The organism is Rhizobacter koreensis, assembly GCF_013366375.1.
Classification (GTDB): Bacteria; Pseudomonadota; Gammaproteobacteria; order Burkholderiales; family Burkholderiaceae_C; genus Schlegelella_A; species Schlegelella_A koreensis.
In genome coordinates, this window is sequence record NZ_JABWMJ010000016.1 from 27410 (window position 1) to 41720 (window position 14311).

General features: G+C 68.7%; 13 protein-coding genes. All 13 read left to right on the top strand.

The features are described 5' to 3' along the window. The first annotated feature begins 3 nt into the window (after nucleotides 1-3). The 13 genes from HQN59_RS23565 (at nucleotide 4) to HQN59_RS23625 (ending at nucleotide 14310) form a co-directional block, all read left to right on the top strand. Nucleotides 4-2028 (top strand): acetyl/propionyl/methylcrotonyl-CoA carboxylase subunit alpha, encoded by a 2025-nt coding sequence (locus HQN59_RS23565; protein WP_176071593.1) that lies wholly within the window; start codon nucleotides 4-6, stop codon nucleotides 2026-2028. Between the two features lie 12 nt (nucleotides 2029-2040). Beyond that, nucleotides 2041-2994, top strand: coding sequence for a hydroxymethylglutaryl-CoA lyase (locus tag HQN59_RS23570; RefSeq protein ID WP_176071594.1), 954 nt, complete (start codon nucleotides 2041-2043; stop codon nucleotides 2992-2994). A 107-nt stretch (nucleotides 2995-3101) separates the two neighbouring features. Continuing rightward, on the top strand, nucleotides 3102-4268 hold the full coding sequence (locus HQN59_RS23575) for an MFS transporter (RefSeq protein ID WP_176071595.1): 1167 nt from the start codon (nucleotides 3102-3104) through the stop codon (nucleotides 4266-4268). A 118-nt stretch (nucleotides 4269-4386) separates the two neighbouring features. Further along, nucleotides 4387-5976, top strand: coding sequence for an acyl-CoA carboxylase subunit beta (locus HQN59_RS23580; protein ID WP_176071596.1), 1590 nt, complete (start codon nucleotides 4387-4389; stop codon nucleotides 5974-5976). Nucleotides 5977-5978: 2 nt separating this feature from the next. Further along, nucleotides 5979-6776, top strand: a complete 798-nt coding sequence (locus HQN59_RS23585; RefSeq protein WP_176071597.1) for a crotonase/enoyl-CoA hydratase family protein — start codon at nucleotides 5979-5981, stop codon at nucleotides 6774-6776. A gap of 8 nt (nucleotides 6777-6784) precedes the next feature. Continuing rightward, a complete protein-coding gene (locus HQN59_RS23590) occupies nucleotides 6785-8794 on the top strand; it encodes an acetyl/propionyl/methylcrotonyl-CoA carboxylase subunit alpha (protein WP_176071598.1) in 2010 nt (669 codons plus the stop codon). Beyond that, nucleotides 8791-9936 carry an acyl-CoA dehydrogenase family protein gene (locus HQN59_RS23595; RefSeq protein WP_176071599.1) on the top strand — a complete coding sequence of 382 codons (1146 nt, stop codon included), beginning with the start codon at nucleotides 8791-8793 and terminating at the stop codon, nucleotides 9934-9936. Before HQN59_RS23590 ends, HQN59_RS23595 begins: the two co-directional genes overlap by 4 nt. Nucleotides 9937-9974: 38 nt before the next feature. After that, nucleotides 9975-10466 (top strand): PaaI family thioesterase, encoded by a 492-nt coding sequence (locus HQN59_RS23600; protein ID WP_176071600.1) that lies wholly within the window; start codon nucleotides 9975-9977, stop codon nucleotides 10464-10466. Next, on the top strand, nucleotides 10463-10924 hold the full coding sequence (locus HQN59_RS23605; protein ID WP_176071601.1) for a PaaI family thioesterase: 462 nt from the start codon (nucleotides 10463-10465) through the stop codon (nucleotides 10922-10924). Before HQN59_RS23600 ends, HQN59_RS23605 begins: the two co-directional genes overlap by 4 nt. Then, nucleotides 10921-11808, top strand: a complete 888-nt coding sequence (locus HQN59_RS23610; RefSeq protein WP_176071637.1) for an SDR family oxidoreductase — start codon at nucleotides 10921-10923, stop codon at nucleotides 11806-11808. The genes HQN59_RS23605 and HQN59_RS23610 overlap by 4 nt, the downstream gene beginning before the upstream one ends. A gap of 46 nt (nucleotides 11809-11854) precedes the next feature. Further along, the gene (locus HQN59_RS23615; RefSeq protein ID WP_176071602.1) at nucleotides 11855-12346 is read left to right on the top strand and encodes a MaoC family dehydratase; all 492 of its coding nucleotides are present in this window, start codon (nucleotides 11855-11857) and stop codon (nucleotides 12344-12346) included. A 7-nt stretch (nucleotides 12347-12353) separates the two neighbouring features. After that, entirely contained in the window at nucleotides 12354-13142 is a 789-nt protein-coding gene (locus tag HQN59_RS23620; RefSeq protein ID WP_176071603.1) for an SDR family NAD(P)-dependent oxidoreductase, read from the top strand. A 10-nt stretch (nucleotides 13143-13152) separates the two neighbouring features. Beyond that, the gene (locus HQN59_RS23625; RefSeq protein ID WP_176071604.1) at nucleotides 13153-14310 is read left to right on the top strand and encodes an acyl-CoA dehydrogenase family protein; all 1158 of its coding nucleotides are present in this window, start codon (nucleotides 13153-13155) and stop codon (nucleotides 14308-14310) included. Nucleotide 14311 lies beyond the last annotated feature (1 nt).

Consider the following 14311-nt stretch of genomic DNA (forward strand, 5'->3'; position numbering starts at 1 on the left):
ATCATGCAACGCATCAACAAGGTTCTGATCGCCAATCGCGGCGAGATTGCCTGCCGCATCGCGCGCACCTGCCGCCGCCTCGGCCTGAAAGTCGCCACGGTCCACTCGGCCGCCGACCGCCATGCGCGCCACGTGCGCGAGATCGGTGAATCCGTCGAACTCGGCGCTGCCGCTCCCGCCGACAGCTACCTGCGCATCGACGCAATCGTCGCGGCGGCCAAGCGGGTGGGGGCCGACGCCGTGCATCCGGGTTTCGGATTTGTCTCGGAGAACCCCGAGTTCGTGCGCGCGCTCGACGCTGCCGGCCTCGTTTTCATCGGTCCGACCGCGGAGACGATGGAACGTCTGGGCGGTAAGGCGCAGGCCAAGCTCGAGGCTGCTTCGGTGGGGGTGCCTGTCGTGCCCGGCAGCCGGGGAGGCATCAGCGACGCGGCGGCCGTGGCGTCGACGGTGCAGGGCATGCCGCTGCCGGTGCTGCTCAAGGCGGTGGCCGGCGGTGGCGGCCGCGGCATGGCGGTCATCGAATCGCTCGACGGCTTGCAGACCCGCATCGAAAGCGCGATGCGCGAAGCCGGGAAGGCCTTCGGCAACGGCGAGATGATCGTCGAACGATATTTGCCGCGTGTGCGCCACATCGAGGTGCAGGTCGCCGGCGACGGCCATGGCCGCGCCATCCACCTCTACGAGCGCGAGTGCACGCTGCAACGCCGCCACCAGAAGGTCATCGAAGAGGCGCCGAGCGCAGGGCTGCCGATGGCCTTGCGCGAGCGACTGCTGGCCGACGCCGTCAAACTCGCCGAGGCGGTGCGCTACCGAGGGCTGGGCACGGTCGAGTTCGTGGTTGCCGGCGACGAGTACTTCTTTCTCGAGGTCAACCCGCGGCTGCAGGTCGAGCATCCGGTGACGGAGGAGGTCACCGGCCTGGACCTGGTCGAACTGCAACTGCGCATCGCAGACACCGGTGCGTTGCCGCTGGCGCAGTCCGATGTGCGCTGCGATGGCCATGCCTTCGAGGCGCGCCTGTGTGCAGAAGATCCTGCTGCCGGTTTCCTGCCCACCACGGGCCGCCTCGAGCGTGTCGACTTCGGCCGTTCCGCGGTACGTGTCGAGGCGGGGGTCGACAGCGGCGACGAGGTTTCTCCGTACTACGACTCGATGATCGCCAAGCTGATCGCCAGCGGGTCCGACCGCGATTCGGCACGGCGCGCACTGGCCGCAGGCCTGCGCGACACCACGGTCATCGGTCTGACGACCAATCTGCAGTTCCTGCACGAGCTGCTGCACTGGCCGCAGACGCGCGATGCGAGTTTCCACACTCGGCTCATCGACGAAAGCACTGCCGCGGCCACGGCCACGCCGGTGACGGCGGCCGAGCCGATCGAACACGTTGCTGCTGCAGCCCTTCACTGGTTGCAGCGTGAGCGCGCCCTGGCGCCTGAACTGGGCTGCTGGAGCGAGGCCGGCAGTTTCACCGGCTGGCGGCTGGGCGTGAGCACTGTCGCGGTCGCCCCGCTGCCGAGCGTCGTGCTGTCCGCCGGCCAGGCGCAGTGGCCGGTTCGATGTTCCGCGCCGGCGACCGACGGCACAGTGCAGCTGTTGCTCGCCGAGCAGTCCGTGGCCGCGGCCTTGCATGTGCCGGCGGCGCTGGCATCCGGGCGCCGCCTGCTGCATGTTGGTCAACGGGTGATCGAGGTGGCCGTGGCCGAGGTTGCGGCGGGCATCGAGGTCGTCAGCGCGCTCGGGCGCAGCGTCTTTGGCTGCACGCCCTACCTCGGCGGTGCGCTGGGCGAAGAGGGTGCCGGCGGCGCCCTGCTCGCACCGATGATGGGCAAGGTGGTGGCGCTGAAGGCGGCCCCCGGCGATGCGGTGGGTGCAGGCCAGACGGTGATCGTGCTGGAGTCTATGAAGATGGAGCTGCATGTGAGCGCGCCAATCGATGGAACGCTGACGCTGCTGAACTGCGCGGTCGGCGACATGGTGGAGCGCCACCAAAGACTGGCCGAGGTCACCCCGGCCGCGACGTCCTGAGGGAGAACCAAGATGTCCATGCTGCCGCGACGCGTCGAGTTTCACGAGGAAGGCCCGCGCGAGGGTTTCCAGATGGAGAAGGGAACCTATCCGCTGGACGATCGGTTGGCCCTGATCGATGCGCTGGCCGCCTCAGGCCTCAGGCAGGTTCAGTGCGCCTCGTTCGTCAGCCCGCGCGCCGTGCCGCAGATGGCCGACTCGCCCGAGCTGTTCGCCAGGCTGCGCAAGCGGCCCGGTACGCGCTACACGGGGCTGTGGCTGAACGAGAGCGGCTTCGAGCGTGCGCGCGCCTGCGACAACATCGACATCGACGGCAAGGTGGTGTTCTACGTCACCGAGCCCTTCTCGCAGCGCAACAACAACTGCAGCGTGGCCGAGAACCGCGAGCGCCAGCTGGCGTGGATCGACCGCTACATCGCGTTGGGCATTCCGTTCGAGCAGGCCTACGTCGTCACCGCCTTCGGCTGCAACCTCGGCGGGCCGGTCCCGGTGTCGGCCGTCACCGATGTCGTGCGCTGGCTGGTCGACGCCTGCGCCGATCGTCGCATTCGGTTCCCGGCGTTCTACCTCGCTGACACGATGGGCTGGGCCAACCCGGAGGAGATCAAGCGCCGCATCGGTGCCGTGCGCGAGTTGGTGCCGCAGGCGCGCATCGGTCTGCACCTGCACGACACGCGCGGCGTGGGCGGTGCCAACGTCTATGCCGCGATGCAGATGGGTGTTGACTTGTTCGACAGCTCGGTGGCGGGCCTGGGCGGTTGCCCTTTCGCCGGCCACAAGCACGGCGGCGCAGCAGGCAACATCTGCACGGAGGACATGGCCTTCATGTGCGAAGAAATGGGCGTCGACACCGGGCTCGACCTCGAGCAGCTCGTCGAGGCTGCCCGTCTGGCCGAACGCATCATCGGTCGGCCGCTCAACGGTCGGCTGATGCGCAGCGGCACGCTTGCCGCGATGCGCTGCTGAACCGGTCACCGGCTCCGATGGCACAGAGCGGGGATTCCGCAGAATCGCCTCCGCCGCCGATTCACCCGCCCGAGTCGGCCGAGGCTTGGGTCGGGCCCTTGGTGGCCATGCTTGTGGTGCAGACGGCCGTATCGTTCCTGTCGCGCATTCCGCCGACGCTTGCACCGACATTGGGGCCCCGCGTCGGCTGGCCGGCCGAGAGCGTCGGCTACCTGACGGCGCTGATCTCGGGCGGCTCCATCTTCGTGTTGCTGCTCGCCGCGCCACTGCAGCGTCGCCTCGGCTCGATGCGCACCTTGCAGATAGGCATGGCGCTCGGCGTCGCCGGCGCGCTGCTGTGCGCGCTGCCGTCGGCCGGGGCACCGGTGGTGGGCTCGCTGATCATCGGCCTGTCGATCGGCCCGCCGTCGACGGCCGGGATGGACGTGTTGCAGCGCTATGCGCCGCCAAGCCACCGTAATCTGCTGTTCTCCGTCAAGCAGGCCGGCGTGCCGCTGGGCGGCGTGGCGGCGGGCCTGCTTCTCCCGGGTGCGGCGCAATGGCTCGGGTTGGAAGGGGCCATCCTGGTGGCGGCCGCGTTGGGTGCAGCCGCGCTGTCGGCGGTGCAACCATGGCGGCGGCGAGTCGATGCGCAACGGGACCGGACGCTGCGGCTGCGCTGGCGGCACTTCGGCTCCATGGATGCCCTGCGCCGCCCGCTGCAGACGCTCGTCGCCATGCCCGGCATGCGCCGCATGGGGATCGTCGGAGGATGCCTGGCGACGGGGCAGAGCACTTGGTTCGCGTTTCTCGTGACCTACCTCGTCTCGCAATTGGGATGGTCGCTGGTGGCGGCCGGGGGGCAGTTCGCGCTCATGCAGACGGTCAGCGTGCTCGGGCGACCGCTGGCCGGCTTCGCCTCGGACAGGCTCGGCGACGGCCTGCGCGTACTGCGCTGGATGGCCGCCGCGTCGGCGTTGACCACGCTCGCGTTCGCGTTCTGCACACCTGCCTGGCCAGCCTGGGCGGTGGTGACGCTGTCGGTGCTCGGTGGTTTGACGGTGGCGAGCTGGAACGGCGTCCTGTTTGCAGAAATGGCCCGCATTGCACCGCGTGAGTCGCTCAACGAAGCCATGGCCGGTGCGACCTTGCTCCTGCTGATCGCCTATGTGATGGCCGCCGTGCTGTTCAGCGTCGTCCTGGCTGTCGGAGGTGGCTACCGGCTCGCGTTCGTCATGGTCGCGGCGCTGACGAGCGTCGCGCTTTGGCCGCTGACCACGCAAGCACACCCCTAACGAATGTTTGACTGACGTAAGATGCCCGTTCGAACCACCCGCTTGACGCGAAGGCCCTCGTCATGAACTTGTCTGCTGTGACCAAGCCGAACGCGCGCTATACCACCGGGCCGTCGACATGGCGTTGATCACGAGCCGCTTCGTCGCTGGCGAGGATCAGGCGTCGGAGCGCCACGGGCGGCAGCAGCTTTCGCTGCTGCGCGAGCGCCTCGCGCTGGTGGCCGTCGGCGGTCGTGATGCGCACATCGAGCGCCACCGCGCGCGCGGCAAGTTGCTGGCGCGCGAACGCATCGACTTCGCGTGCGACGACGGCACGGCATTCCTGGAGCTCTCGCCGCTGGCTGCCTGGGGACAGTACGGCAACGAGGTGCCGGCCGCGGGCATCGTCACCGGCGTCGGTATCGTCGCCGGTCAGCCATGCATGTTCATCGCCAACGACGCCACGGTGAAGGGCGGCTCCTTCTTCCACGAGACGGTCAAGAAGCACCGCCGCGCGCAGAAGATCGCCTGGCGGCTGCGGCTGCCGGTGCTCTATCTCGTGGACTGCGGCGGCGCCTTCCTGCCCGAGCAGGATCGTGTGTTCCCGGATCGCGACCACTTCGGCAACAACTTCTTCCAGCAGTGCCGCATGTCGCAGGACGGCGTGCCGCAGATCTCCGCCGTGTTCGGCGGCTGCACGGCCGGCGGCGCCTACATTCCGGCGCTGTCGGACGAGGTGATCATGGTGCGCGGCAACGCGCGCATCCACCTCGGCGGCCCCTCGATCGTGAAGATCGCGATCAACGAAACCGTCGATGGGGAGACGCTGGGCGGCGCGGCGATGCACACCTTGGTCTCGGGCGTGAACGACCACCTGGCCGACGACGAGCCGCAGGCGCTGGCGCGCCTGCGCGAGATCGTCGCCAGCCTGCCGGCGGCGGCGCTGCCGGCACCGCCGCTGGCGCCGCGTCCGCCGCTGTACGACACGGCCGAACTCGACGCCCTGGTGCCGGCAGACCCCAAGCAGCCCTACGACGCGCGCGAGATCATCGCGCGCTTGGTCGATGGCAGCGAGTGGCACGAATTCAAGCCCGACTGGGGTGCCCAGCTCGTCACCGGCTTCGGCAGCATCCACGGCCATCCGGTCGGCATCCTCGGCAACAACGGGGCGCTCGTCGCCGAGGCGGCCCTGAAGGGCACGCACTTCATCGAGCTGGCCAACCAGCGCGGCGTGCCTCTGCTGTTTCTGCAGAACATCGCCGGCTTCATGGTCGGCAGCGAGGCCGAGCGCGCCGGGATCGCCAAGCACAGTGCGAACATGGTCTACGCCGTGTCATGCGCACGCGTGCCCAAACTCACACTGATCGTCGGCGGCTCCTACGGCGCGGGCAACTACGGCATGTGCGGGCGTGGCTTCGAGCCCGAGTTCCTGTTCGCTTGGCCGAGCGCGCAGGTGGCGACGATGAGCGCCGACATCGCCAGCAACGTGATGCTGGAACTCGCACGCTCCAACCTGCGCGGCCCGGCCGACGAGGCACGCTTGGCGGAAACGGAACGTGCGGTGCGCGAGCAGTACGCGCGCCAATCGGATCCTTACTACGCCACCTCGCGGCTGTGGGACGACGGCCTGATTGCCCCGTCGTCCTCGCGCGACGTGCTGGGCCTGGCGCTCGCACTGTGCGCGCGCCGCCCAATCCGCAAGACGGCGACCCCTGTCTATCGCATGTGACCATGACCCCACCCGCATTACAGACTCTGTTGCTCGATGTCGACGCCCGCGGAGTCGCGCGCCTGACGCTGAACCGCCCCGACACCCACAACGCGCTCAACGCCACGTTGATCGCGGAGCTGAAGAAGGCCGCCGACTGGCTCGCGGGAGAGAAGGGCTTGCGTGCGGTCGTGCTCACGGGCGCCGGGGCCACCTTCTGCGCCGGCGGCGACCTCGGCTGGATGCAGCAGAACATGAAGAAGACGCGCGAGCAGCGCGTGGCCGAGAGCTTCGAGCTGGCGTTGATGTTGCGTGCGCTCAACGAGCTGCCGATGCCGCTGATCGGCCGGGTCAACGGGCCGGCCTATGGCGGCGGCGTGGGCATGATCTCGGTGTGCGACGTGTCCGTTGCGGTTGACACCGGCAGCTACTGCCTGACGGAAGTGCGGCTCGGGCTGATCCCGGCCAACATCTCCCCTTACGTCGTCGCGCGCATGGGCGAGGCGAACGCGCGCCGCACCTTTCTCACTGCCAAGCGCATGAGCGCTGCGGAGGCGCGGCGGCTCGGCCTGGTGTCCGAGGTGGTGCCGACGGCGGAGCTTGACGCTGCGGTCGAGCGGGAGCTGGCCGATCTGCTGCAATGCGCCCCCGGTGCGGTGGCGGCCACCAAGAAGCTGGTGACCTACGTGGACAGCCACGACCTGCCCACGAGCATGATCTACGGCGCGGACAAGCTGGCCGACGCCTGGGAGACCGACGAAGGGCGCGAGGGCATCGAGGCCTTCTTCGCGAAGCGGTCGCCCGCGTGGCGCAAGCGGTGAGCGGGGCAATGTTCGACACCCTGCTGATCGCCAACCGCGGCGAAATCGCCTGCCGCATTGCGCGCACCGCGCGACAGCTTGGTTTGCGTAGCGTTGCCGTCTACTCCGACGCCGACCGCGATGCGCGCCACGTGGCCGAGTGCGACGCTGCGGTGCGCATCGGACCGGCCGAGGCCGCGCGCAGCTACCTGGACGCTCAGGTGATCCTGGCCGCGGCACGGGCCAGCGGCGCCCAGGCGGTGCACCCAGGCTACGGGTTCCTGTCCGAGAGCCCGGCGCTGATCGACGCCTGCGAAGCGGCGGGCATCGTCTTTGTCGGCCCCTCGCGCGAGGCCATCCGGCGCATGGGCTCGAAGATCGAGTCCAAGCGCATTGCCGTCGAGCACGGCGTGCCGGTGGTGCCGGGCTACCACGAAGACGATCAGGCCGACGCCGTGCTGGCGCAGGCTGCCGCGCGCATCGGCTGGCCGGTGCTCATCAAGGCCTCGGCGGGCGGCGGCGGCAAGGGCATGCGGGTGGTACGCCAGCCGGCGGATTTCGCGCCTGCCCTGGCCACCGTGCGCCGCGAGGCGAAGGCATCTTTCGGCGACGACCGCGTGCTGCTCGAGCGCTACCTTGCCGAGCCGCGCCACCTCGAGGTGCAACTGCTCGGTGACCAGCACGGTCATCTGGTGCACCTGTTCGAGCGCGAGTGCTCGATCCAGCGCAACCACCAGAAGGTCATCGAAGAGGCGCCGGCCGCCCACCTGAGCGAGGTGCAGCGCGAAGCGCTGTACCGCCATGCGCTGGCGATCGGCCAAGCAATCGGCTACCACTCGGCCGGCACCGTGGAGTTCATCCACGATGCGGCCAGTGGCGACACCTTCTTCCTCGAGATGAACACGCGGCTGCAGGTCGAGCACCCGGTCACCGAAGCCACGGTGGGACTGGACCTCGTCGAGTGGCAGCTGCGCGTGGCCACCGGCGAGCCGCTCGCGTTCACGCAGGCGCAGATCGCGCGCCGCGGCTGGGCCATCGAGGCGCGCGTGTGTGCCGAGGATCCGGCGGCCGGCTTCACGCCCGAGGTCGGCACCGTGGTCGTCTGCGACGAACCGGCGGGCGAAGGCGTCCGCGTCGACAGTGGGGTGCGGGCTGGCAGCGCGGTCACGCCGCACTACGACTCGATGCTGGCCAAGGTGATCGCCTTCGGGGACACGCGCGACCAGGCTGCGCGGCGCTTGAGCAGCGCTCTGGGCGCGTACCGGCTGCTGGGCGTGCGCAGCAACCTGGGCTTCTTGGCCGACCTTGTGCGCGCGCCTGCATTCGGGGGCCCGCTCAGCACGCACTACATCGAACGCGGCTTTCCCGGCGGCTGGGTGCCGCGAGGCGACGCGGCACCGGCGATTGCGCAGGCTGCGCTGGGTTGCGTGCTGGCGGCGCAGTCCAGCGCACAGGCCTCACCTTGGCACGCCTTGGGCGCCTGGCGGCTGCTGGGCGACGTGGTGCCGGCCGGCGTTCTGGTGCTGTTTGAAGACGCCGCCCGAAACCTGCACCGTGCGCTGGTGCGGCGCCAGGGCGTGGGCTGGTGGGTTGAAGTAGGCGACTGCCGCATGCACGTCGCCGCACGGCTCGACGGCCAACGGCTCCAGATCGAGCGGGAAGGCGTGCGCGAGGCGTTCACGTTCCTGACGGCGCGCGAGGCGGGTACCGAACGGGTGTGGCTGCACAGCGAGCAGGGCATCCACGCCTTCACGCGCATCGACCGCACGGCCCATGCATTGGCAGCTGCGGCAGCCGGCAAGGCGGGGGAAGGCAACGTGCTGCGTGCACCGATGCCGGGTCTGGTGGCCGCTGTCTCGACGGCGACAGGCGCCCGCGTACGGGCCGGCGAGCCGCTGCTCATCGTCGAGGCGATGAAGATGATGCACACCCTGGCCGCGCCGGCCGATGGCACGGTGGCCGAGCTGCGCTGCCGCGTCGGCGATTCGGTGCGGGGCGGAGATCTCCTGGTGACCATCGAAACTGAGACGACGACATGAACGAGCCGATCTACTTCACCGACGAACATCGACAGTTCCGCGACAACCTGCGCCGCTTCATCGAGCAGGAGATCGTGCCCAAGGCCGGCGCCTGGGAAGAAGCGGGCATGGTGCCGCGCGAGGTGTTGCGGCAGATGGGCAGCCTGGGTTACCTGGGCATACGCTATCCCGAGCAGTATGGCGGCTCGGCGCTCGATACCCTGTACTCCGCCATCCTGGCAGAAGAGCTCGGCCGCTCGACCTTCGGCGGTTTCGCGGTCACGGTCACGGTGCACACCGACATGGCCTCGCCGCACTTGGCCAACTTCGGCACGCCCGAGCAACTGCAGCGGTGGCTGCCGGCGGTGATACGGGGCGACAAGGTCTGCGCGGTGGCGGTGACGGAGCCCGACGCAGGCTCCGACGTGGCCGGCATCCGCAGCCGCGCCGTGCGCGATGGCGATCACTGGGTGATCGACGGCAGCAAGATGTTCATCACCAACGGTGTGCATGCCGACCTGTACTTCGTGGGGGCCAAGACCGACGCAGCGGCCAAGGGGTCGCGCGGCATCTCGATCTTCGCCGTCGAGAAGGGCACACCGGGCTTCCGGGTCGGCCGGGCGTTGAAGAAGAGCGGCTGGCTGTCCAGCGACACCGCGGAGCTGGTGTTCGAGAGCTGCCGCATCCCCGCCGAGAACCTGCTCGGGCAGGAGAACAAGGGCTTCTACCAGATCATGCGCAACTTCCAGAACGAGCGCATGGTGCTGGGCGCCGCCTGTGTCGGCGAGGCGGCGCGGGCGATCGAGATGACGGTGGCCTATGTGCGAGAACGCAAGGCCTTCGGCGCCACGCTGTGGGACAAGCAGGCGATCCGCCAGCGCCTGGCCGCGCGTGCCGCTCAGGTCGAGGCGGCGCGCGCGCTCGTCTACCACGCCGCTTGGCTCGACGCCCAGGGCCGCGAATGCGTCAAGGAGGTGTCGATGGTCAAGGCGCTGTGCGGCGAGCTGGTCAACGAGGTGCTCTATGACTGCCAGCAGTTCCATGGCGGCTTCGGCTACATGCGCGAGGCCGCCATCGAGCGCATGGTGCGGGATGCGCGCGTGGAGGCCATCGGCGGCGGCGCCACCGAGGTCATGCTCGAAGAAGTGGCCAAGCGCATGTGAAGAGCGCACTCGCGCACTTGGTGAAGGAGCGAATTTGAATGCCTGAAGTCGAAAGCAATCAAGCGGACAAGGTCCGCAAGTGGCAGCAGATCACCGTGATCTCGCCCTACAGCCGCGAACTGGGGTTGAGGCTGCACGAGGTCGAGCCCGACTGGTGTGTCATCAAGGTGCTGCCGGACGAACGGATGGTTGGCAATCCGGCAAGCGGTGTGGTGCACGGTGGCGTGATCACGGCGCTGCTGGACAGCTGTTACGGTCTGGCCATCTACGTGAAGCTGAACAATCTGCGCCCGATGGCCACGCTCGATCTGCGCATCGATTACCTGAAGCCGGCCACTCCAGGGCGCGAGATTCTTGGCGGCGCCGTTTGCTACAAGCTCGGGCACGAACTGGCCTTCGTCCGCGGCGCGGCCTATCACGACAGCCCTGACGACCCGATCGCCACCTCGTCGGGAATCTTCATGTTCACAGACGGGCCGGTCATCCCGCTGGAAGCGGCGCTCACGATGTTGGAAGGGTTCAAGCCATGACGATCGAGAGCATCGTCGCTGCGGCGCGCCACAGTCGCGACTGGGAACCGTTGGTGAACTTGGTGCCCTACGCGCGCTTTCTGGGCGTGCGCCTGGACATCCGTGGCGATCAGTTCGGTGCCTGCATGCCCTTCGACAAGAAGCTCATCGGCAACCCGGCGTTGCCGGCCTTGCACGGCGGCGCGATCGGCGGCTTCCTGGAATGTGCGGGCCTGTTCTACCTGTTGTGGGACATGGACAGCGCGGATCTGCCCAAGACCATCAACTTCACCTTCGAGTACCTGCGCTCCGGCCGTCCGGTGGACACCTACGCCCAGGTGTTCATGGTCAAGCAGGGCAGGCGGGTGGCTCACCTGCGCGTCGAAGCATGGCAATCCAGCCCCGACAAGCCCATTGCCATCGGCCACGGCAATTTCATGCTCAAGCCCGTCGACGAACCCCAACCAAGCAAACCATGACCACAGCATCCTACCGTTCCGTCTTCCGTCCGGGCCTGTTCGCCGGGCAGACCATCATCGTCACGGGTGGCGGGAGCGGCATTGGCCGCTGCATCGCGCATGAACTGGCCAGCCTGGGCGCCGCGCTTGCGCTGGTGGGCCGCAAGGTCGAGAAGCTGCAGGCGGTGCAGGCCGAGATCGGCGCGGCTGCCCCGCAGGTGACGGTGACGATCCACTCCTGCGACATCCGCGACGAGTCGGGCGTGAAGCAGATGATCGCCGACGTGCTGGCCTCCCACGGACGCATCGATGGCCTGGTCAACAATGCCGGCGGTCAGTACCCGCAGCCGGTACGCGACATCACGCTCAAGGGCTGGGACGCGGTGGTGCGCAACAACCTGCACGGCGGCTTCCTCGTCTCGCGCGAAGCCTATACGCAGTGGATGGAGGGCCACGGCGGCGCCATCGTCAACATCATCGCCGACATGTGGATGGGCATGCCTGGCATGGCGCACAGCGGCGCTGCGCGGGCGGGCATGCTGTCCTTCACCGAGACGGCGGCCTGCGAATGGGGTCATGCCGGCGTGCGCGTCAACGCCGTGGCGCCGGGCTTCATCGCCAGCAGCGGCTTCGACACCTACGGCCCGGAGATGCAGGCCAAGTTCCGCAGCCTGATGAAGACCGCGCCGCTGCAACGCTATGGCACCGAAGCCGAAATCTCCTCGGCGGTGGTGTATCTGCTGTCCGAGGGAGCGGCCTATATCACCGGCTCGTTCATCCGCGTCGACGGCGGCGTGCCCAACGCACGCCAGACCTGGAAGCTCGAGGAGCACAGCCGCAGCCGGCCCTACGAGGGCTTTCCGCTGGCGAAGATGCCCGAGTGTCTGAAGCCGGGTGCCGATTGATCGGCACGGCAGCGCACAACCCACAGGCAAGCACGAGGAGCCCATCATGTCCACCGAGCCGCTGGCCGACGCACGCGTCGTGCCCTTCCGCACGCACAACCGCACCATCACCGAAACCGACATCGTCACCTTCGTCAATGTGGTCGGGCTGCACGAGCCCTTCTTCATCGACATGGAGTACATCAAGGCCCATATGTCGGGGCGGCACCGCAACCGCTTCGCGCCGGGGCCGATGATCATCTCGCTGGGCATGGGGCTGCTCGCGCCCACGGTGGCTGGCGTCATCGATCAGGTGCTCGAAGGCCGCGAGCACGGCCCTTTCGGCGGCATGACGGGCGTACAGGCGCGCGTCAAGGGTGCGCTGTTTCCGGGCGACACCGTGCACGTCGAGGGCGAGGCCTGGCTGCGGCCGCCCACCTCGCGCGGCTACACGCTGATGGACCTGCGTCACCGCGTGATCAATCAGCACGGCGAGGTTCTGGTCGACTTCACCGAGACGATCACCTTCCTGCCCCGGGGCACGGTCGAGGCGGAGTGAGGCCGGGATGAGCCGGCGGTTCGAAGGCCAGGTCGCCATCGTCACCGCCGCCGGTTCGGGCATCGGCCAGGCGAGTGCCCTCCGCTTCGCGGCCGAGGGCGCTTGCGTACTGGTGGCCGACCTCAGCGGTACGCGTGCGCGGGCGACTGCTCAGGCCATTGCCGAGGCCGGTGGCGAGGCCGCGTGGATCAAGATGGACGCGGCCGAACCGCCTGCCATCGAGGACACCGTGGCGCTGGCGCTGCAGCGCTGGGGTCGACTCGACCTGCTCGTCAACAACGCCGGCTACGGCGAGCCAGCGTTGCTCTGCGAGACCACCGTCGAGTCATGGAACCGCACGCTCGCGGTCACGCTGACCAGCGTGTTCCTCGGCCTGAAGTACGCGCTGCCGGTGATGCGCCGGCAGGGCAGGGGCGCCGTCGTCAACACCGCCTCGGTGTCGGGCATGGCCGGCGACGTCGGCATGCCGGCGTACAACGCGGCCAAGGCGGGCGTCGTGAACCTCACCCGGGCCGCGGCGCTGGAATGCGCAGGGCAGGGCATCCGCGTCAACTGTGTCTGCCCGGGCGGCATCGACACGCGCGTCACGCAGATCCTAGCCGGCGACCGCGCCGACGAGTTGCGCACCATGATGGCGGCGGCGCACCCGCTGCAGCGCATGGGCAGCGCCCAGGAGATTGCCGCGGCGATCGCCTTCCTTGCCTCTGACGAGGCTTCGTTCATCACCGGTGCGGCGCTGGTGGCCGACGGCGGGCTCACCGCCGCGACCGGGCTGCCGCCCTATGTCGCGCGCTGAGGAGCACGCCATGCCGATCGACTTCTCGTTCACCGAAGAGCAGAACCTGCTGCGCGACAGCGTGCGCGCCATGCTCGACCGCATCGCCACACCCGAGTACATCCGCCGCTGCGACCAGGAGCCCCGCTACCCGAGTGAGTTGTATGACGCCTTCGTCGAGCTGGGCCTGCTGCGCATGCCGTTCCCGGAGCCGGTGGGCGGCCTGGGCGGCAGCGTGATTGACTTCGCCATCATCGCCGAGGAGCTGGGCCGCAAGAGCTACGACTTCCTCGGCGCCTACGGCACCTGCGTCTTCAACGGCCTGAACATCCTGCACAACGGCACCGAGGCGCAGCGCCGGTACTGGCTGCCGCAGCTGATGGACGGCCGCATCAAGATGTCGATCTCGATGACCGAGCCAGGCGCTGGGTCCGACGCCGGGGCGATGCGCACCAGTGCGCGCCGCGACGGCGAGCACTGGGTGATCAACGGGCAGAAGGTGTTCTCCACCGGCGCCGGCGCCGAGCGCAACGTCATCAACCTGTACGCGCGCAGCAAGCCCGAAGGGCCGCACCAGGAGTCGCTGTCCCTGTTCCTCGTCGACAAGGACACCCCGGGCATCACGCTGCGCAAGCTGGACACGCTCGGCCGCCGCGCGCTCGGCACCTACGAGGTGTTCTTCGACGACGTGCGCGTGCCGGCCGACCGGCTGGTCGGCGAACCGCACAAGGGTTGGGCCTACATGCTGTCTGGCCTGCAGCTCGAGCGGCTGATGACGGCCGCTGGTTATTCAGGCTGCGCGCAGGCAGCGGTGGATCTGGCGCTCGCCTACGCCAAGGAGCGCAGGCAGTTCGGCAGGCCGATCGGCAGCTTCCAGTCGATCGCGCACCTGCTGGCCGACATGCAGACCGCGGTGGAGGCGAGCCGCATGCTGATGTGGCGCGCTGCGTTCCAGCTCGAGCGCGGCGAGGACGCGCTGATGGCCATCTCGCAGGCCAAGCTGTTCGGCTCGGAGGCCTACGCGAACATCGCCAACCAGGGCATGCAGATCATGGGCGGCTACGGCTACATCATGGAGTTCGACATGCAGCGCCACTACCGCGACGCGCGCGCCACCACCATCACCGCCGGCACGTCGCAGATGCAGCGCAACCTGATCGCGGGCCTGATGGGCCTGAAGACCAAGTGAA